The organism is Nocardia cyriacigeorgica, from assembly GCF_010858045.1.
GTDB lineage: Bacteria > Actinomycetota > Actinomycetes > Mycobacteriales > Mycobacteriaceae > Nocardia > Nocardia cyriacigeorgica_E.
Map to the genome: position 1 here is coordinate 22395 of NZ_JAAGVC010000035.1, position 18143 is coordinate 40537.

At 68.4% G+C, this 18143-nt stretch carries 20 protein-coding genes; 10 read left to right on the forward strand and 10 right to left on the reverse strand.

All coding sequences use genetic code 11. The features are described 5' to 3' along the window. Nucleotides 1-35 precede the first annotated feature (35 nt). The 8 genes from GV790_RS22845 to GV790_RS22880 are packed head-to-tail and all read left to right on the forward strand — an operon-like array spanning nt 36 to nt 7296. Entirely contained in the window at nt 36-1058 is a 1023-nt protein-coding gene (locus GV790_RS22845; RefSeq protein WP_163815892.1) for an MCE family protein, read from the forward strand. Then, nucleotides 1058-2140: an MCE family protein gene (locus GV790_RS22850; protein ID WP_163815894.1), complete on the forward strand. Its 1083-nt coding sequence runs from the start codon at nt 1058-1060 to the stop codon at nt 2138-2140. Before GV790_RS22845 ends, GV790_RS22850 begins: the two co-directional genes overlap by 1 nt. After that, nucleotides 2137-3231 carry an MCE family protein gene (locus GV790_RS22855; protein WP_163815896.1) on the forward strand — a complete coding sequence of 365 codons (1095 nt, stop codon included), beginning with the start codon at nt 2137-2139 and terminating at the stop codon, nt 3229-3231. Before GV790_RS22850 ends, GV790_RS22855 begins: the two co-directional genes overlap by 4 nt. After that, a complete protein-coding gene (locus tag GV790_RS22860) occupies nt 3228-4310 on the forward strand; it encodes an MCE family protein (RefSeq protein WP_163815899.1) in 1083 nt (360 codons plus the stop codon). The genes GV790_RS22855 and GV790_RS22860 overlap by 4 nt, the downstream gene beginning before the upstream one ends. Beyond that, a complete protein-coding gene (locus GV790_RS22865; RefSeq protein WP_163815900.1) occupies nt 4307-5569 on the forward strand; it encodes an MlaD family protein in 1263 nt (420 codons plus the stop codon). The genes GV790_RS22860 and GV790_RS22865 overlap by 4 nt, the downstream gene beginning before the upstream one ends. 25 nt (nt 5570-5594) lie before the next feature. After that, complete coding sequence (locus GV790_RS22870) at nt 5595-6275, forward strand: hypothetical protein (protein WP_163815902.1); 681 nt, start codon at nt 5595-5597, stop codon at nt 6273-6275. Nucleotides 6276-6301: 26 nt separating this feature from the next. Beyond that, nucleotides 6302-6901 (forward strand): SRPBCC family protein, encoded by a 600-nt coding sequence (locus tag GV790_RS22875; RefSeq protein WP_163815905.1) that lies wholly within the window; start codon nt 6302-6304, stop codon nt 6899-6901. Beyond that, nucleotides 6898-7296, forward strand: coding sequence for a phage holin family protein (locus GV790_RS22880; protein WP_163815906.1), 399 nt, complete (start codon nt 6898-6900; stop codon nt 7294-7296). The genes GV790_RS22875 and GV790_RS22880 overlap by 4 nt, the downstream gene beginning before the upstream one ends. 13 nt (nt 7297-7309) lie before the next feature. On the opposite strand, the gene GV790_RS22885 is transcribed toward GV790_RS22880, so the two are convergent. Both GV790_RS22885 and GV790_RS22890 read right to left on the reverse strand, forming a co-directional pair. Then, nucleotides 7310-8410, reverse strand: a complete 1101-nt coding sequence (locus GV790_RS22885) for a DUF6670 family protein (RefSeq protein ID WP_163815908.1) — start codon at nt 8408-8410, stop codon at nt 7310-7312. A 104-nt stretch (nt 8411-8514) separates the two neighbouring features. After that, a complete protein-coding gene (locus tag GV790_RS22890) occupies nt 8515-9144 on the reverse strand; it encodes a TetR/AcrR family transcriptional regulator (RefSeq protein ID WP_163815910.1) in 630 nt (209 codons plus the stop codon). Nucleotides 9145-9216: 72 nt separating this feature from the next. Here GV790_RS22890 and GV790_RS22895 point away from each other — a divergent pair, with 72 nt between their 5' ends. Together GV790_RS22895 and GV790_RS22900 are read left to right on the forward strand one after the other, a co-directional pair. Further along, nucleotides 9217-9750 carry a MarR family winged helix-turn-helix transcriptional regulator gene (locus tag GV790_RS22895; protein WP_175585979.1) on the forward strand — a complete coding sequence of 178 codons (534 nt, stop codon included), beginning with the start codon at nt 9217-9219 and terminating at the stop codon, nt 9748-9750. Continuing rightward, nucleotides 9747-10127, forward strand: coding sequence for a DUF5313 family protein (locus tag GV790_RS22900; RefSeq protein ID WP_163815914.1), 381 nt, complete (start codon nt 9747-9749; stop codon nt 10125-10127). The genes GV790_RS22895 and GV790_RS22900 overlap by 4 nt, the downstream gene beginning before the upstream one ends. A 42-nt stretch (nt 10128-10169) precedes the next feature. On the opposite strand, the gene GV790_RS22905 is transcribed toward GV790_RS22900, so the two are convergent. From GV790_RS22905 to GV790_RS22940, 8 genes are read right to left on the reverse strand one after another with little or no spacing between them, the layout of a single operon-like run. Beyond that, complete coding sequence (locus GV790_RS22905) at nt 10170-11126, reverse strand: MlaD family protein (protein WP_163815916.1); 957 nt, start codon at nt 11124-11126, stop codon at nt 10170-10172. Continuing rightward, nucleotides 11123-12202, reverse strand: a complete 1080-nt coding sequence (locus GV790_RS22910) for an MlaD family protein (RefSeq protein WP_163815917.1) — start codon at nt 12200-12202, stop codon at nt 11123-11125. The genes GV790_RS22905 and GV790_RS22910 overlap by 4 nt, the downstream gene beginning before the upstream one ends. Then, entirely contained in the window at nt 12199-13302 is a 1104-nt protein-coding gene (locus GV790_RS22915) for an MlaD family protein (RefSeq protein WP_163815919.1), read from the reverse strand. Before GV790_RS22915 ends, GV790_RS22910 begins: the two co-directional genes overlap by 4 nt. After that, entirely contained in the window at nt 13302-14381 is a 1080-nt protein-coding gene (locus GV790_RS22920; RefSeq protein ID WP_256673473.1) for an MlaD family protein, read from the reverse strand. The genes GV790_RS22915 and GV790_RS22920 overlap by 1 nt, the downstream gene beginning before the upstream one ends. Continuing rightward, entirely contained in the window at nt 14369-15373 is a 1005-nt protein-coding gene (locus GV790_RS22925; RefSeq protein WP_163815921.1) for an MlaD family protein, read from the reverse strand. The genes GV790_RS22920 and GV790_RS22925 overlap by 13 nt, the downstream gene beginning before the upstream one ends. Then, nucleotides 15370-16362 carry an MlaD family protein gene (locus tag GV790_RS22930; protein WP_163815923.1) on the reverse strand — a complete coding sequence of 331 codons (993 nt, stop codon included), beginning with the start codon at nt 16360-16362 and terminating at the stop codon, nt 15370-15372. Before GV790_RS22930 ends, GV790_RS22925 begins: the two co-directional genes overlap by 4 nt. A 54-nt stretch (nt 16363-16416) precedes the next feature. Beyond that, on the reverse strand, nt 16417-17283 hold the full coding sequence (locus GV790_RS22935) for an MlaE family ABC transporter permease (protein ID WP_163815925.1): 867 nt from the start codon (nt 17281-17283) through the stop codon (nt 16417-16419). Further along, nucleotides 17283-18128, reverse strand: a complete 846-nt coding sequence (locus GV790_RS22940; RefSeq protein WP_163815927.1) for an MlaE family ABC transporter permease — start codon at nt 18126-18128, stop codon at nt 17283-17285. Before GV790_RS22940 ends, GV790_RS22935 begins: the two co-directional genes overlap by 1 nt. Between the last annotated feature and the right edge of the window lie 15 nt (nt 18129-18143).

Sequence of the window (18143 nt, forward strand, 5' to 3'; positions counted from 1 at the left end):
TGCGAACCACCACCAACCGACCAGGGGGACCGACGATGAATTCCCGCAGCGCAATAGCCGGGCTCGCCATCTTCGTGGCGCTCGCTCTCGGCGCCACGTACACGATCTGGTCGACCCTGCAACGCTCGGTGCCGGGCGACACCACCGGCTACTCCGCCACATTCACCGATGTGCTCGGCCTGCGGGTCGGTGACGACGTGCGGATGGCCGGGGTGCGGGTGGGCCGCGTCGATGCGATCGAACTCGATCCGCAGCGTAAGGCCCGCGTGGAGTTCTCGGTGCAGTCGCGCCAGCAGCTCTACACCACCACCAAGGCCCTGATCAGGTATCAGAATCTGATCGGACAGCGCTATATCGCGCTGGCGCCGGGCGAGGGTGCGGGCCGGCGGCTGACGGCGGGCGCGTCGATTCCGTTGGAGCGCACCGAATCCTCCTTCGATGTCTCCACGCTGCTGGCCGGGTTCGAGCCGCTGTTCAGCATGTTGCAGCCGGATGAGGTGAATTCGCTGTCGGAGACGATGGTGCAGGCCTTACAGGGCGATGGGGTGTCACTATCGGCGCTGATCACCCGGGCGGCGAGCCTGGCGGGTACGTTCCGTGAGCGCGACGAGATTCTCGGCGCGGTGATCACCAACCTCAGCGGCGTCATCGCGGGGCTGGCGAACCGCAGCCAGGAATTGGAAACCCTCATCACCCAATCGCGTGCGCTGGTCACCGGCTTGTATGAGCAGGGCGAGACATTGAAGGGCGCGGTCACCCAGGTCGCGGATTCGACGGACACGCTCACCGAGCTGATCGGACAGGTGGCGCCGGGGATGGCGCAGGCGCAGCTGGATGCCACCGCCGGGGTGAATCTGCTGCTGTCCAATGGAGCCCGGCTCGACCGCGCGGCCGTCGAGCTGCCGGATGTGCTGGCCGGGCTGGCCCGGATCAGCGGCAACGGCACCTACATCAATTCCTATGTCTGCGGACTCGATGTGTCGCTCTGGGGCGTGCTGTTCCCACAGGGGCTGTTCTCGCAGGTCGGCGGGAACTCACATTCGGAGGTGTGCCGGTGATGCGGACGTTCCTCGCACGGTTCCGATTGATCAACCGCATTCTGGTGCGGTTCGGGCTGCCGACGATGCCCGAGATGTGGGCGGCCATCCCCAGCTATTCGCAGAATCGGCACTGGTGGCTGGGGCTGACGGCCGGTGCGGTGGTGCTGGCACTGCTGGCCGGATCCGGTCTGCTCACCCGGGCGGGAATCGGCCACCGGACGGTGCGGGCGGAGTTCGCGCAGGCCGCGGGTCTGCGTCCGGGTGACAGCGTGGACGTCGCCGGTATCGAGGTGGGGACGGTACGGGCGGCACAGCTGCGGCGGGACCGGATCGTGGTCGAGTTGTCCATCCGCGACGATCTCACCCTCGGCGCGGACGCCGGTGCGGCGATCGAGATGTCGACGATCCTCGGCAAAATGCACGTCGAGCTGAATCCCGGCACCGGCAGCGATCTGCCCGGCGAGCTCATCCCGCTCGAACGCACCACCGTTCCGTACAACCTGTCCAAGGTCATCGACGATCCGGTCTATCAGAACTCCTTCGAGCACATCGAGCGCCTCGACCCGGACAAGCTACGGGCCGCGCTCGAGGCGGTGCACCAGCAGATGGGTGATTCGCCCGAGCTGACCTCGCAGGCGCTCGACAGCGTCGGCGTGCTGGCCGGGGTCATCGGCGATCGCCGCGCCGAGGTGGACAGTCTGCTGAAGAACATGGATGCCGTCGCGCAGCTGGTGGCCGACAACCAGAACGGCGTGCTCATGCTGCTCACCCACGGGCAGGCCATCGGCGATGCGGTGGCCCGCAGACAGGATTTGATTCGAAACCTGCTCGACGATATCGGAGCGGTATCGAAGACATTGCAGACCATGGGTGTGCAGAACAACGGCCAGTTGGGTCCGCTCATCCAGAACCTGAACACCATGTCCGAGGGCTTGCAGAAGAACCGCGACAATCTCGACGCCCTCTATCAGGTGATGCCGGTGGCGTTGCGGCAGTTCAACAATGCCTTCGGCAACGGCCCCTACGGCGAGGTTTATCTGCCGTGGGTTTTCCCCGACAACTGGCTGTGCCTGGCGCACGCCGTGGAGGAGTGCCGATGATCGGCAACGTCGTTCGTTTCGCCGTGCTCGCCCTGGTCGCGGTGTTCGCGGCCGGCTGTTCGGCGCTACCGCACAGCCTGACCTCGCTGCCGGATCGCCTGCGCGGAAACCTGCTGCGGATCAGCGCGGATTTCGAGAACGTCGCCGGACTGTACGCCGGTAACGAGGTGTCGGTGCTCGGGCTGCCGATCGGCCGGGTGGACGCGATCGAGGCCAAGGGCGCGTTCGTGGAAGTGCGCATGACCATCGAGGATGTCGGGCTACCGGCCGACACCAAGGCGGCGCTCATCTCGCCGCAGCTGATCACCAATCGGCATATCGAACTCACCCCCGCCACCACCGAGGACGGCGCGATGCTGGCCGATGGTGCGCATATTCCCCTGGCCCGCACCAGGACTCCGGTCGAGCTCGACCGCATCCTGCGCACCTTCGAACAGCTCGGCGACGCGTTGAAGGGCAGTTCCACCGAGGGCCCGATGGCGAGCCGGGTGCTGTTCCCGATGCTGGACGGCAATGGCGACAAGATCCGCGAAACCCTGGACGCGCTGTCGTCGGCGTTCGAGGTGACGCTGGCCAATAAGGACCAGATCTCCAACACCATCGTGAAACTCAACGACATCACCCAGGTCGTCGCCGAGAACGATCGGACCGTCCGTGATTTCAGTGCACGGCTCACCGAACTGGTGACGTTGCTGAGCGATCAAGCGCCCGGCTTGCAGGCGGTGCTCACCCAGCTCAACGACTTCGTCGCCAACACCAGTGCCGTCGTCGCAGAGAATCGCGCACCGCTGACGGCGGCACTGAACCGGCTCACCACCATCACCGCGCAGATGCGCGCCCACGCCCGCGGGTTGACCGAGATCGTGGATGTGGGCCCGCTGTTCTTCCAGAACTTCGCGGCCGCGATGAGCCCGGAGCATCGGGCCCTGCGACTACATCTGCTCACCGATAAATCCCTGCTGGACAACGAGACCCTGGCGCTGTTCTGCGAGCGGGTGCAACTGCGGTCGGACGGGTGCCGCACGGGGCGGCTCGCGGACTTCGGACCCGACTTCGGATTGACCGCCGCCGTGCTGGGGCTGACGGCATGAACGGCCGGCTCGCCCATATGACCGGGGCCGCGCTCGCCGTGCTCGCCGTCGGCGGCTGCGCGGTCACCGTCGACAACCTGCCGCTGCCGCAACCAGGAGTGGACGGCCCGACCTACACCCTGCACGCGGTCTTCGACGACGCGCTCAACCTGCCCGAACGCGCACGGGTCAAGATCGGCGGCACCGACGTCGGCGTGGTCACCGAGATCGACACCATGGATTTCCGCGCCGAGGTGCGGCTATCGATCAGCAGCGATATCCAGCTACCCGAAGGCACCCGCGCCGAGCTGCGCCAGGCGACGCCGCTCGGCGATATCTTCATCGGCCTCACCCTGCCCGCGAAGCGCCCCGGCTCCCCGCTGCTCGCCGACGGCGACACCATCGACCGCGAGCACACCTCGGCCGGCGCATCGGTCGAGCAGCTGATGATGTCGATGTCGATGTTGCTCGACGGCGGCGCGCTCAATCAGGTCGCGCGGATCACCAGCGAGATGAACTCGATGATCGGTGGTCGCGGCCCGCAGCTTGCGCATCTGCTCACCGAGCTGACCGCGACGCTGGACGCGTTGAACCAACGCACCGGTCAGATCGATAGCGTGCTGCACGGCCTGACCGGGCTCACCACCGTGCTGAACGCCCGCAAGGCCGAATTAGGCTCTGCCGCCGAGCAGTTCCCGCCGCTGATCGGGGTGATCGCGGAGAACAACCAGGCCATCGTCGACCTCACCGCGAAGGTGTCGGTGACCACGGCCGCGCTCGGCGATTTCACCACGACCACCGGCGAACAGTTCCGAAGCTTGTTCGACAGCGTGCAGCGGCTGATGGGCGGGTTCACCCGGATGGGCGACAATCTGGCGGGCACCCTCGACGGCCTGCACACCCTGTATCCGTCGCTGCAAGCGACCGCCGAGGGCACCAGTCTCGCGGTGGGGGCGCGGATCTCGTATCTGAGTCTGGGTGCGCTGACCGATCCGAGCGGCAGCCGACTGCCCGACGGCAGCGATCCGGCCGCCTTCGTCGGCAGTCTCGCGCAGGTGCTGGCCCGGGTCCAGGAACGATTGCAGGGCGGGCACCGATGAAGCGGCACCTGATCTATCCGCTGCTGCGGCTGCTCGATGCCGGGCTGCGGCTGGCGGATCGCTGGCTCGATCGCGGGGCGAGTGTGCTCGTGCGGGTCGCGACCTGGCTCTCGGACCGGGTGACGGTGGTCGCCTCGATCGGCCTGATCGCGATGTTGCTGCTCGGTTCCGGCTATATCGCGGTCGACATCGTGCGGTTCAACCCGTTGCGGGAGACCTACCGGGTGACGGTGATGCTGCCGGTGTCCGGTGGGCTGCTGGCCGACAACGACGTCACCCTGCGCGGGGTCCGGGTGGGCCGGGTGCGGTCGGTTGAGTTGTCCGATTCCGGGGTCACGGCGATCGCGGAAATCGAGTCCGGTACGCGGATCTCACAGCACACCACCGCCGCAGTGCAGCGGCTGTCGGCGGCCGGTGAGCAGTATTTGGATCTGCGGCCGAGCACCGGCGACGGCCCCTATCTGGCCGACGGTTCGGTGATCGACGCGGGCCGGGTGTCCACGCCGGTGACGATCGAATCGTTCCTGTCCAACACCAGCGCGCTGATCTCCGGGTTGAATCCGCAGCGCCTCACCGTCATCGTGGACGAACTGGACAAGGCCCTGGCGGCCGGACCCGACCAGCTGCGCAGCGTCATCGCGGGTATCAGCCAGGCCATGGCCGGGCTCACCGGGATGCTGCCGCACACCACCCAGCTCATCCGGAACCTGAGCGTCATCGCCGAGACCACCTCACACGCCCAACCCGATCTCGGCACGCTGGTGCGCGGTTCCGGCGTCCTGTTCGATCAGATGACCGCCGCCGATCAGGAGGTGCGGCGCCTGCTCGACCTCGGCCCCGGCCAGCTGGCCACGCTCGGCGGCGTGATCGGCGAGACCACCGATCCGATCACCGATCTGGTGACCAACTTCGTCGCCATCACCCGTGCCGCCCGCCTGCGCACCCCGGCCATGCGAGCACTGTTCCCGGCGATCCGGCTCGGATCGGCCGCCATGGGAATCCCCGCCCACGACAATGCCTTCCACACTCTCACCGATATCTGGCCGCGCCCGACCTGCGAATACGACACCATCCCGGTCTCCCCCGCACAGGTCTCCGACGGCCGGGTCCGCCTGTACAACTACTGCGTCACCACCCGCCCGGAAATCCAGGTCCGCGGCTCCGCCAACGCGCCACGCCCGCAGGTGCCCGACAGCGGTGCCGGCCCGCCGCCCGGTGTCAGCGGCGACGAACTCTCGGTCCCGTTGCCCGCGAAGTGAACTGCCACGAACCACAGGAGTGTCCATGAGCACCACCGATCCCGACCCGAACCGCTCGAACAGCGATACGGCCGCGAAGCCGGCCGATCAGGCCGACGGGCACGCGGAAGCGCAGCCGGATGCGACCGCCGCCGACGCCGACGACGCACCGACGGCGGATGACACCGAAGCCGCCGCACCAACCCCGCGGCGGACGGGGGCTCGCGACAGGTTGCGCAGCAGTCGGATTGCCGTGGCCGCCGGTGTCGCCCTGGTGATCGGTGCGGTGGGCGCCGCCGGATACTTCGCCGTGCGTGCCGAGCAGGTGAGGTCCCGCGAGGACGCCAAGGAGGCCGCTCGGCTGGCGGCGTGCGAATACGCACCGGTGCTGGCCGACTACAACGCGCAGAACCTGGACACCTATTTCGCCGCCGTGCTCGACGGTGCGACCGGCGCGTGGAAGCAGGAATTCGACGCCACCAGCAAGGATCTGCGCGAGGTCTTGACGAAGGGCCAGGTGGTGTCGAGGCCGGGTGAGGTGCAGTGCGCCATCGAATCCGGCGATGAGCACACCGCCCGCGCGGTCGTCGTCATCGGGCAGTCGATCAGCAGCGTCGGCACTCAGGGACAACCGCGCGAAGGGCAGCTCGCGGTCACCTTGTCCATGCAGCATGTGGACGGATCGTGGCTGGTGAACGAGGTCAGCTCGCCGCTGCTGCCGCAGTGACCACCACCTATCGAGGGATACAGCCCATGAAACAACTCGTCATCATCGCCGCGGTGCTCGTCGCCGTCGGCGCGATCGCCGGGCTCATCGCCCTGATCGTCCTCCGTGCCAGAGCACGGAAACTGCTGTCCGCCGAGATCGAACCGGAATCGGAGACGCTGCTGCGCACCTTGCGATCGCGGCGACCCACCTTCGAGATGACCGTGGTCCGCCGGTTCGAGGCCCCGACGGAGCGGGTCTACGACGCCCTCGGCGAGGGTGCGTTCTCCTGGTTCCCGCTGATCGGCGGCGTCCGCTATCAGGGCCGTGAGCGCGGCGTCGGCGCCGTGCGAACCCTGGACGCACTGCTGTTCGCGGCGGCAGAACAGGTCGTCAGGGCCGAGCCGGGCCGCCGCCTGACAGTGGTCGGCGTCCGCACGTCGGTGCCGCTGGTGGTGCTCACCTACCAGCAGGACTTCCGCCTGGAACCCACCGCGGACGGTGGCACCGAGGTCTCCTGGACCGTCGGCGGCCGCCCGGCCATCTTCGCGTTCCTTCCGGCGAGCTGGGCCGCCCCGTTCGTCCGCCCGTTCGCCCGATTCGCTCTCGGTCGGCTCTCGACGCGGGTCTCGGAGCAGGCGGCATGACCGAAACCATCACCGAACCGGGACCCGACACCACCGACGCGCCCACGGACAGCCTGCTCACCAGCAGCTATCGAACATTGCGCACGGTGTGGAGGTGGTTGCGCCGCAAGGCTCTCGCGGTGCGCGCCGATCTGCTCGACCGCCTCCAGACCGCCTTCCTCGGCGCTGTCGCGCTCGGCGCCGCCGCCGTCGCGCTGGGGTGTGCGGGCTACCTGCTGCTCGCCGCCGGTGTCGAAGTGCTCGACCTGTGGGTGCCGCGCTGGGCTGCCCTCCTGATCGAGGGCTGCGCACTGCTGCTCGTCGCGGCAGCCGCGGCAGCCGTCGGCCTCTGGCTCCTGGCCCGCGCCCGCCGCCGGGGACCCGGCGCCCCCGGCGGTCGAGTTCAGCGCCGCTGAATCCCTCGGCCGCTCACCGACTCTCGCAGTCGACCCACTCCATGTACCCGCTCCCGTCGACCGGCCGCCCCCGCCAGCTGCCCGCGTAGGTCATGGCGCCGGCGTATCCGCGGCCGTGGCCGTAGCGCAGCGGGGCGTCGACCGTGACGGTCAGCGCGAAGACCTCGCGGTTGCTGTCGCGCACCGACCAGCGCAGTTCGCGCGGTACGCGCATGACGCGGCCGAGTTCGTCGACGGCGTTGCGGTCGGCAAGCACCTCCATGCGCACGTCGGTGAAGGCGCGGGCGTCGCCGTCCAGTGAACGCAGATGCGCCATCCGGCAGGCCGTGGCGCCCGCGGCGCGGACGTCGGTGAGCAGCAGTTGGGTGCGCCGGTCGAGGTTGATGATCTGGTAGGTGAAGAAGTCGACCGGCACTTTGAGCGCCTCGGGCACCGGACGCGCGGTCAAGGCCTGTGGCGAGAGGCAGCGGGCGTATTCGACGGTGCCGAGGGTGTCGAAATCGGTGCTGCCCTCGGCGTCGGTGAGGGTGCCGCGGCAGGTGGCCAGCAGGCTGAAGTGATCGTAGACGGGGGTGCGGATGAACCACGACACCTGCGGTGTCGCGGTGATCTCGGCGTCGACCCGGAAACCGGGATAGCGCCCGGTGAGGGTGAAATGCGGGTAGCTGCCGGTGATCTCGAGGTCCTCGCCCCAGCGCAGGACCGAACCGTCGGCCGCGAACTCGCATTCGGTGCGGGTGTCGTAGGCCCGGTAGTGACGCTGCGCGGCGTGCGCGGTCGAGGAGAACACGGTGCTGGTGTGCCTGGCGTCGGCGACGGCCAGATAGTCGTTGTCGAAGCAGACCGAGCCGGTGGCGCCGATGAGCGTCATCGTGTTCAGGTAACGGTGGCGCCCCGGCAGACGGGGCAGGAAGACCCCGTAGTGCGTCCACGCCCACAGCGACGAATCCTGGTGCGGCCGAAGCATCTCCGGCCGCCCGAACGGGCGACTGGATTCGATGACCCGTCTATCCACCCGTGGCGCCAGCCCGGCGAGCAACGCCTTCGCCGCGAGCCGCACCGGCAGGCTGCGCTGTCCGGGCCGGGACCGATCGGTGATACAGGTTGCCGACATACGAGAACGTCCTCTCGACCAGCGTGGACGTCCACCGCAGCAGTCGTCCGGTGCACGCGCCGTTGCGTGACCTCACGGTAATTTACCGATCGGTCAAACACAGGTCAAGGGGTCGCCTGCCGATCGTGCATGCCCGCCTCGGCGATCAGGTCGACGATGCGCAGGCAGCGCGCGGCCATCTCCGGCGCCGACTGCTCCGGATGCCGCAGCCACCACCGCACCACCGAGCCGACCATGCCCGTCCACACCTCGGTGAGCACGGCCAGATCGTCGGCGTCGATCGTCCGCGGCACCGCTTCGCCGACGACCGCGACGCCGCGCGAGGCCTGTTCGACCAGTCGCCGACGCACCCGCATCGCCTCTGCCAACGCGTCTCCGTCCTCGGGCAAACCGCGATCCCAGATGACGTGCCAGTCGTTGGGCCGCGGTTCCAGGGCGGCGAAGATGGCGGTGAGCACCAGCGCGGGCAGCCGCAGACCCGCTGCGCCGTCGGCCATCGCGCGCTCGATATGGGCGGTCAGGTTGTCGCCCGCGCGGCGTACGCAGGCCGCGTACAGCCCGTCCTTGGAGGAGAAGTACGCCAGCACCATCGGTTTGGAGACGCCGGACCGAGCTGCCACAGCCGCCAGCGAGGTACCCGCGTATCCGTGCCCGCCGAACTCCTCGGTCGCGGCGTCCAGGATCTGCCGTTCCCGCTCCGCCCGCGGGACACCCTTCGTACCTGCCGTGCCCATTCATCTATCAGACCACAGGCAGCCAAGGATGCCGCTCACATTACTTAACGCACGAACTATTAATGCACTAACATGGTGGGCATGAACGGACAGCCGACGGATCTCGAGCTCGACGATCCGCTGCGCCTGGACCGCCAGGTGTGCTTCGCGCTCGCGGTGGCCAACCGCGCGGTGCTCGCGGTCTACCGGCCGCTGCTGGAACCGATGGGCCTGACCCACCCGCAGTATCTGGTGATGCTGGCGCTGTGGGGTTCGGCGCCGATGTCGGTCAAGGAGATCGCCGAGGCCATCCAGCTCGACTCCCCCACTCTGTCGCCGCTGCTCAAGCGGTTGCACAGCGCCGGGCTGATCACGCGGGAACGCGATCCGCGCGACGAACGCAACCTGGTGATCGATCTGACCGAGCAGGGCCGCGCGCTCCGTCGGCAGGCCGAGGCCATCCCGCCGGCGGTGGTGCAGCGGCTCGGGGTCAGCCTGGCCGACCTGGAGGAATTGCACACCGTGCTGACCCGGGTGAACCAGGCCGCGCGCCGATGGGTGCTCGCCGAGCCCGAGGCGACCGAAGCGAACACCCACCACACGCGCACCGAAGGAGCCCGCTCATGACCCGCGAACGCCGCCGCCCGAACCCGATCCAATGGCTCGGCTACGCCTGCGGGCGCAAGCTGCCCGATTCCATGCGCGACTGGGTCCGCAACGATCTCACCGGCAAGTACGCCTTCCCCCGGCACGTGCTGCGCGGCCTGGTGCCGTTCGTCCCGCTGTTCGCGGTGTTCCTGTTCTTCCCCGGTGAGCTGTGGTTGCGCGGTTCGATGGTGCTGCTGGCGCTGCTGCTGGCGCTGTTCTACACGGTGGCGTTCATGCCGATGAACCGCGCGCACCGGCTGGCGAAACACGGCCTGCCCGCCGACCTGGAGAACCCCGAGCGCGCCGACCGCCGCGCACGCGAACGCGCCAGGTACGCCGCACAACATCCGCACTGAGCGCCACGTTTCGCGAACAGCGCCGCTGACACGCTCGACGAACTACTTGACGGTGACGCGGACCTTGACGGCGTCGTCGTCGGTGGACTCGAGCGCCTGCGCGATGAGCGCCGAGAGATCCAGGCGCGGGCCGGTGGCGGTGACGGCATCGGCCAGCGGTTGCAGCCCGGGCAGCAGCGAGGCCAGCTCCGGGCCCACCTGGTGCACCCATTCGGTGAGCCTTTGCAGGAACGGCACCAGGCCGTTGCCCTCGAGGTACATCTGCGGGGCATCGCCGGTCTGGATCAGCCTGCCCACCGATTCGACCAGTTCGTCGAGTCGCTGGGCGAACTGGGTGAAGGCCGGAGCGGCGGCCGCGGTGGCCGGACCGGCCCAGTCGATGTCCTGGGAGACGGCTTCGAAATCGTTGAGCAGCTGCGCGATCTGCGGTTCCCTGGAGACGATGGTCGAGGCCAGCAGGTCGGCGGCGCGGGTGAGTTCGGGCATCACCGCGTCGGTGCCGTGCAGCGCCACGCTCATGGTTTCGGCCAGTGAACCGACCACCTCGGGGTCGAGCTGGTTCATCGTGTCGGTGACCATCCTGGCCGCCTCGGGAATCGACAGCGGGGTGCGCACGTCCTGCGACTGCAACCGCTGCCCGTCCTCGAGGTACGGTCCCGCACCGGTTTTCGGCCGGAACTGCACATACGGCTCACCGAGCGCGGACAGATGCTCGATGGTGACGACGCTGTCGGTGGGCACCTTGTGCTCGCTGTCGACGCGCAGCCCCACCTCCACACCGGCGGCGGTGCGGTCCACCGAGGTCACCCGGCCGACCTCGATACCGGTCAGCAGAATCGGCGAACCGACGCCGAGCCCACCGGAATTCTTCAGCACCATCGACGCCTCGGTGTAGTCGGCGAACGGATCGACCTGCACCACACCGAAGGTCAGGTAGCTCGCGCCGAGCACAGTGATGGCGGCGATACCGCCGAGGGAAGCCAGCGGGCCGATCTTCATCGGATGGCTCCGATCATGCGCAGGGTCTCGATGATGCGGTCGATCTGGTCGTCGGCGGAGATCGGGGCGCCGCCCGCCGGCGTCACCTGGACGTCGGCGATGTTCACCTTGGCGCCCCGCTCGACGAACGGAATGATCTTGTCCCGCAACAATGCGGTGAGCAGCGCCAGATTCGATGGCGAGGCGGTGTTCAGCGGTGCGCCGGTGATCAGCGGTGCGAAGGCCAGCGCGGCCGCGTCACCGGCCTGCACCAGCGGCGTCAGCCAGGTCATCGACGCACCGACGGGCGCGAGTGCGCCGAAGATATCGGTGACACCGCCGATGGAGTCGGTGGCGTCGGTCATCTGCCGCACCGATTCCGGCCGCAGGATGTTGTCGAGTTCGGGCTGGATCTGGTGCAACACACTGGAATTGGTTTCCAGGCCGTAGAGCAGCCGGTCCACCTGATCGAGGTTGGCCGCCAGATCGACGACGTCACCCGCGATCACCTGCGTGATGCGCTGGGTTTCCCTCGGATCCTGCGGCAGCACCGAGTTGAACCGGTTGATGATGTCCTGCAACTGACCGACCGCACCGCCCTGCACGAACACCGCCATGGCGGCCATCGTGTCCTCGAGCTGCACCGGCGGTTTGGTCTGCTCGAGGGTAATGGTGCCGCCGGGCGCCAGCAGCGAGTCGAACCCGTCGGGCGGGGTGGTCAGTGCGATGTGGATATCGCCGAGCACGGTGTTCTGCCGCAGTTCGGCGATGGTGGTGGCGGGCAGGCGCACGTCATCGGAGACGTCGATGTCGACCACCACGTAGCCGCCGCGCCCCTCGGGAGCCTCGTCCGCCGGCACCACCCGCACCGAATCCACGGTCCCGACCTGGGCGCCGTTGGCGATGACCTTGGCGCGCGCGGGCAGATTGAGCACATTCGCGAACTCGATGCTGACCTGGTAGGTCGAGCCGGACACCGAGGTACCTGGCACCGGCACCTGGGCCGGATCGAACGCACAGCCACCGGCGAACAGCGCTGCGGACAACGCGACGGCGATCGCGGCCGAACGCATCCGCTTACCGAGCAGCGCGGTCATCGCGCACCTGCCAATCCCAGCACCAGCTGAACGAGTTGGACGTCGACCATGCCGTTGCCCGCGCCCGCGCAACGGCCGGGCGCGACCGCGTTGATCGCGGCGCAGACCTGCTCGGCGTCGCGCTGGGCGATGGCCACCTTCGGCGGTGCGTAGACCAGGCCGGGTGCGCCCGTCGCCGGATCGGTCACCGAACGGAAGGCCGAGCTCAGCGCCGGCGCCATGAGGACGATGTCGCGCAGCGATCCGACGTTGGCGCGCAACATCTTCACCAGCGGGACCAGCCCGTCCAGGGTGCCCATGAGCGGGTCGGCCAGGATGGTGGTCAGGTCGTTGAGCATGGGCAGCACCTCGCGCAGCCCATCGAACAGGGCCGCACCGGGCACCAGCAGATCGTTGCTGGCCTGGTTGAGCACCGGCGCCAGCCGGGTGAGCATGGTCTTCAGGTCACCCCAGTGTGTGCTGACCTTCTGCGACACCGAGGAGAACGCGTCGAAGATGCCCGCGAGGTGGCCGATATCGGCATCCGGGGATTTCAGCGTCGAACCCAGCTTCATGACCAGGTTGTTGATCTGCGCGCCGGTACCAGCGGTGGCCGAATCCAAGGCGCGCAGACCGCCGGCCAGCGCATCCGGCTGGGTCTGCGGGGTACCGCCGATCTCCTCGGACAAGGCCGCGAGCGCGGTGATGGTTTCGGTGAGGCTCTTGGGCGTCAGCGTTTTGGTGATGCACTGCCCGGCATCCCACTCGTCGGCGGTCTTGCCGCTGGCCAGCACCGCGAGTTCGCGGTCGGCGACCACGCTGTCGGACAGGGTGGTCGCGGAGGCGTCGGCGTAGACCGGGTGCTCGGCGTCGACCTCGAAATCGACACGCACGGCGGCGCCTTCGGGCCGGATGCCGGTCACGGTGCCCACGTCGATGCCACGCATCGAGACCTTGTTGCCCGCGTACAGGCCGACGCTGTCGGGCATGATCGCGCAGTAGGACCGGGTTTCCTTGATCGGATCGAACGCGACGACATAGCCGACCACGGCGAGCAACGCGATGACCAGCGCGCCCGCGATCGACATGAACGCCTGTGAGCCGAGAATCCGCTTCACCATCAGCACACCTTCCCCGGCACCGGAACACAGATCGGCCCGAGCGCCGCACCCGGATCCAGCCCCGGTGGCGCGGTGACGGTTTCCCCCGAGCGGTCGATCGTCACCGGACCGTCCGGGATCACCAACCCACCCAGCCGGTCGCCGAGCCCCTGCACGGCGGTGATGAGCGGTTCGAGCTGGGTGCCGAACTCCTGCAGCCGCGGCAGCGCGTCCGCCAGTTGCTGCGCCTTCGGTTTCAGCGTGTCGTCCCAGGCCGGTGCCAGCGTCGCCAGCCGCTGCACCACCGAGGACAACAGCCCGACCGCCGCTTTCAGCTCGGCGCGCTTGTCCAGCAGCACGGTCTCCATCAGGTTGACGTTGTCCATCAGCCGGCCGAGATCGGTTTTCGCGCCGTCGTACATGGTGACGTACTCGTCGGCCACCGCGATCGCGTTGGACACCTGGGTGCGCTGACGTTCGATGGCGTCCAGGTACTGGCCGAGGGTGTCGAGCGTGGTGCGCAGCGTGTCGGGGGCGCCGTCGATCGAGGTCTGGATGGAGGCCAGGTTGCGGCGCAGGGTGTCGCCGTCGGTGGCCTGCAGGGGCGCGGTGGCGTCCTGGAAGGTTTCGATCAGGCTGTAGGGCAGGCGAACCCGCTCGGCCGGAATCGGCGTGTCCCCCAACGGCTGATCACCGGCCGGGAACAGCGCGACGTAGTGGCCGCCGACGATGGTGAGCATGCGGATGTCGAGCGAGCTCTGATCGCCGACGAACACGTCGGAATCGACAGTGAACCGCATGATCACCCGATCCGGTTTCAGCTCGAGCGATTCCACCGTGCCCACCGAGATGCCGGCCAGCCGCACATCATCGCCCGCCTTCACCGACTGCGCTTCGCTGAGTTCGGCGGTATAGGTGGTCTTGCCGAACGGCACCACGTACACCACGCCCGCGGCGACGGCGGCGATCACCAGCGCGACGGCGCCGATGATGCCCAGCCGCAGCTCCTTACGCAGCCGGGTGGGCTCGTCCATGATCGGGGTGTCGCCGTTGACCATGCGGCGGATCCGGTCGAGGCCGGGCAGTTTCACGCGTTGCATATCGCGACCTTCTGTCCGCCGATGAGCACCTGCACCGGCTCGGGCAGTTCGGCTTGTCCTTTACTGCACTCGGGCTTCCAGCCCGCGACCGTGCGCGGCAGGGCGTTGTCCACCGCGGCGAGCAGACCGGGCAGCCTGCCGAACACCTCGACCGCTTCCTGCGGGTCCGGGAACAGCCCGCGGATCATCGCGTCCACATCGGTGCTGCCGTCGGTGGCCAGGCCGAGCGCGTCCAGCAGCCGGTCGATGGGGCCGAGCACCGAGGGCGCGGTCATGGCGAATTCGGCCAGGCCGCCGACATTGGTGCGCAGCGCCTCGAAGATGTCGGACAGCCGTGCCAGCAGCGGCACCAGATGATGCACTCGCCCGCCGACCCGGTCGGCCAGATCGGACATGTTGCCGACCAGGGTGGCGATCACTTCCTGCCGGTTGCCGACATGCTCGCTGAGCTTGCCGATGGCGTCCAGCGCCGGACCCAGCCCCGCGCCGTCACCCTCGATCACCGCGAGCATGCTCTCGGTGAACTGGTTGATCGCCTCCGGAGACATGGTGGCCAGCACCGGCTTCAAACCGTTGAACAGGCTGGTCACATCGAACGACGGCAGCGTCATATCGGTGCCGATGCGGGCGCCGTCGGGCAGCCGGGCACCGGGGTTCGGCTGCTGCTGCAGATCGATATAGCGCTGACCGGTGAGGTTCTGGTACCGGATGGCCAGGACGCTGTTGTCGTAGATCGGGGTCGAGGTCTCGACCGTCAGCCGCACCTCGGCCTGATAGCCGTCGAGCTCGATGCCCTCGACCTTGCCGACCTGCACGCCGTACATGCGCACGTCGTCGCCGACCTTGAGGCCGTTGGCATCGGTGAACAGCGCGCTGTGCGCCTCGGTGTCACCGTCGACCGGCCGCTTGATCGCGGTGATCACCACCAGCAGGATCACCACCATGGCCGCGGCGAACACCGCCAGCCGCCAGGCCGCACCACGCACCGTCATCGGGCGCCTCCCTTCACCGGCAGCCCGAGCAGCGGCACCGCGATACCCGGCACGCCACGCAGTTCCAGTTCGAGATCGAGGACGGGACCGTCCGGGGTGTCCTTCATGGCGGCGCCGAGCCGGGTCAGCAGGGCACGCAGATCGGCCGCCGACTGCTGCGGGGTCGACACCGTGCGTGCCAGCACCGTGAGCATCGGCGCGAGCATGTCGGTGTAGCCGGAGAGCTGGCCGGCTTCGGTGAGGGTGGTGGCAAGCGCGGGCAGGATCTGCCCGGTCAGTGCGGCCACGCCCGCGTCGATACGCTCGCGATCGGTGTTGAGCACATCGATCTCGACGAACTGATCGATCACCTCGATGGTGGCGCCGGCGAACTTGCCGCCGCCGTCGAAGGCGCCGCCGAGCCGGCCGACCAGGTCCGAGGACGGCATGGACTGGTTGTCGGCGACGGTGCGCGCGGCCGCGATCAGGGCCTGCGCGAGCGGCGTGAACGCCTCCACGTCGGCGGCGGCCTGCGCGATGACGGTCGCCATCTGCGGGGTGAACACCGTCGCGCCCACCTGCGACATACCGCGCAGCAAGCTGCCCATGGTGGCGTCGTAGACGTCGGCCGCGCGGTCACCGGTCAGGTCGATCACCATGTCCGCGCGCAGCGGGGAACCGCCGGAGCCGGGCAGCAGTTCGAGTTCGCTCACGCCGAACAGATTCGACGGCGCGTAATCGACCTTCAGGCTGTCGTCCAGCCCGGACAGCCGGGACTCGTCGAGATCGAGGGTGATGCGCTGGGTGCCGCGCGCCTCGGGGGCGATCTCGGCGACCTCGCCGACCAGCACCCCGTCCACGCGCACCGGGGTGCCCGCGATGATGCCGTCACCGATCTGCTCGGTCTGCAGGGCGATGCGCAGCCCGTCCTCGGAGCGCAGCGTGCGATAGCAGACGGTGGCGAGCAGCACCGCGACGACCACGCCGACGATGGCCGCCCCCACGGTCATCGCGCGCGTCCGATCCGCTGCCACTCCTGGCATTCCGTATTTCGGCATCTGTCCCTATCCCGTGAAACTGATCGGCGCGTTGAAGCCCCACAGGGCGATGGACAGCAGCATGTCGATCGCGATGATCGCCACGAAGCTGGCGCGCACCGCGCGACCGGAGGCGATGCCGACGCCTTCCGGGCCGCCGGTGGCGAAGAACCCGTAGTAGGAGTGCACCAGGATCACCACCGTGCCGAAGATCGCGACCTTGATCACCGCGGCGATCACGTCGAACCCGGACACGAACTGGAAGAAGTAGTGGTCGTAGACGCCCGCGGACTGGCTGTGCACCAGCGTCAGCAGGCCGCGGCAGGCCAGGTAGCTCAGGATCAGCGCGATCAGGAAGGTCGGCACGATCGCGATGGCGCCCGCGATGACGCGGGTGGTGACCACGAACGGCACCGACCGCAGGCCCAGCGCCTCGATGGCGTCGATCTCCTCCGAGATGCGCATGGATCCGATCTCGGCGGTCATCCGGCACCCGGCTTGGGCGGCGAACCCGATGGCCGCCGCGATGGGCGCCAGTTCACGGGTGGAGGCGAAGGCCGACACGATGCCGGTGACCGGCCCCATGCCGAGCATGTCCAGGATCGCGAACGATTCCACGCCCACCGAGGCGCCCATCACCAGGCCGAGCACGATCATCATCGGCACCGTGCCGCCGCCGACGATGACCGAGCCGCGGCCCCAGGTCATATCGGTGATCGCGCGCATCGTCTCCTGGCGGTAGCGACGCAACGTCAACGGCACCGATGACAGCACCTGCCAGACGAATACCGCGACGAAACCCAGCGATTCGACACCGCGCAGCACCCGGCTGCCGCGACGGAAGTAACGCGCGGCCCAGCCGAGCCCCTTCGGGACATAGGACGAGGTCGACATCAGACCAGCCTCGTCGGCATGAACATGGCGCTGATCTGCGACATCGCCAGGTTCACGATCACGATCGACACCACCGACAGCACCACGGCGGCATTCACCGCGTCGGCCACACCGCGCGGGCCGCCCTTGGCTTCCAGCCCGCGCTGGCAGGCGATGACGACCACGAGGAAGCCGAAGATCAACGCCTTCAACAAGGAGACCCACACGTCGGCGACGGTGGTGAACGAGCCGAACGTCGCCCAGTACGAACCGGGCGTGACGCCTTGGCCGCCGACGGCGACCAGGTATCCGGCGAGCACGCCGACGAAGATGATCAGCACGTTCAGCAGCGGCGCGACGATCAGCATCGCGACCATGCGCGGAATGACCAGCCGGTGAATCGGGCTGATGCCCATGGTGTTGAGCGCGTCGATCTCTTCCCGGATGGTGCGCGCGCCCAGATCGGCCGCGATCGCCGCGGCACCCGCACCACCGAGCAGGAACCCGGTCGCCATCGGGGCGCCCTGTTTGATCACACCGAGCCCGCCGGTGGCGCCGAGCAAGGTGTCCGCGCCGAGGGTGTGGATCAGGTTGCCGACCTGTACCGACACGATCACACCGAACGGGATCGCCATCAGGATCGCCGGGATCGCGGTGACGGTGATCAACCGCCACGCCTGCACCAGCGTTTCCTGCCACTGGAACTTGCCACGCGCGATATCACCGACCGCGCCCGTCACCGACTCCTGCGCCATCCCGACCGCGCGACCGAAGGTCCGCAGCGACGACACCACCGTGCCGGAGAAATTCTTGCGCACGATCGCGACGGCGGAATCGCTCGGCGGCTTCCGGGTATCCAGCGTCATCGGCGAAGTCCTCGC

Coding starts and splice junctions, on each gene's coding strand:
- GV790_RS22845 (WP_163815892.1), top strand. CDS start 36: ATGAATTCCCGCAGCGCAATAGCCGGGCTCGCCATCTTCGTGGCGCTC.
- GV790_RS22850 (WP_163815894.1), top strand. CDS start 1,058: ATGCGGACGTTCCTCGCACGGTTCCGATTGATCAACCGCATTCTGGTG.
- GV790_RS22855 (WP_163815896.1), top strand. CDS start 2,137: ATGATCGGCAACGTCGTTCGTTTCGCCGTGCTCGCCCTGGTCGCGGTG.
- GV790_RS22860 (WP_163815899.1), top strand. CDS start 3,228: ATGAACGGCCGGCTCGCCCATATGACCGGGGCCGCGCTCGCCGTGCTC.
- GV790_RS22865 (WP_163815900.1), top strand. CDS start 4,307: ATGAAGCGGCACCTGATCTATCCGCTGCTGCGGCTGCTCGATGCCGGG.
- GV790_RS22870 (WP_163815902.1), top strand. CDS start 5,595: ATGAGCACCACCGATCCCGACCCGAACCGCTCGAACAGCGATACGGCC.
- GV790_RS22875 (WP_163815905.1), top strand. CDS start 6,302: ATGAAACAACTCGTCATCATCGCCGCGGTGCTCGTCGCCGTCGGCGCG.
- GV790_RS22880 (WP_163815906.1), top strand. CDS start 6,898: ATGACCGAAACCATCACCGAACCGGGACCCGACACCACCGACGCGCCC.
- GV790_RS22885 (WP_163815908.1), bottom strand. CDS start 8,410: ATGTCGGCAACCTGTATCACCGATCGGTCCCGGCCCGGACAGCGCAGC.
- GV790_RS22890 (WP_163815910.1), bottom strand. CDS start 9,144: ATGGGCACGGCAGGTACGAAGGGTGTCCCGCGGGCGGAGCGGGAACGG.
- GV790_RS22895 (WP_175585979.1), top strand. CDS start 9,217: ATGGTGGGCATGAACGGACAGCCGACGGATCTCGAGCTCGACGATCCG.
- GV790_RS22900 (WP_163815914.1), top strand. CDS start 9,747: ATGACCCGCGAACGCCGCCGCCCGAACCCGATCCAATGGCTCGGCTAC.
- GV790_RS22905 (WP_163815916.1), bottom strand. CDS start 11,126: ATGAAGATCGGCCCGCTGGCTTCCCTCGGCGGTATCGCCGCCATCACT.
- GV790_RS22910 (WP_163815917.1), bottom strand. CDS start 12,202: ATGACCGCGCTGCTCGGTAAGCGGATGCGTTCGGCCGCGATCGCCGTC.
- GV790_RS22915 (WP_163815919.1), bottom strand. CDS start 13,302: ATGGTGAAGCGGATTCTCGGCTCACAGGCGTTCATGTCGATCGCGGGC.
- GV790_RS22920 (WP_256673473.1), bottom strand. CDS start 14,381: ATGCAACGCGTGAAACTGCCCGGCCTCGACCGGATCCGCCGCATGGTC.
- GV790_RS22925 (WP_163815921.1), bottom strand. CDS start 15,373: ATGACGGTGCGTGGTGCGGCCTGGCGGCTGGCGGTGTTCGCCGCGGCC.
- GV790_RS22930 (WP_163815923.1), bottom strand. CDS start 16,362: ATGACCGTGGGGGCGGCCATCGTCGGCGTGGTCGTCGCGGTGCTGCTC.
- GV790_RS22935 (WP_163815925.1), bottom strand. CDS start 17,283: ATGTCGACCTCGTCCTATGTCCCGAAGGGGCTCGGCTGGGCCGCGCGT.
- GV790_RS22940 (WP_163815927.1), bottom strand. CDS start 18,128: ATGACGCTGGATACCCGGAAGCCGCCGAGCGATTCCGCCGTCGCGATC.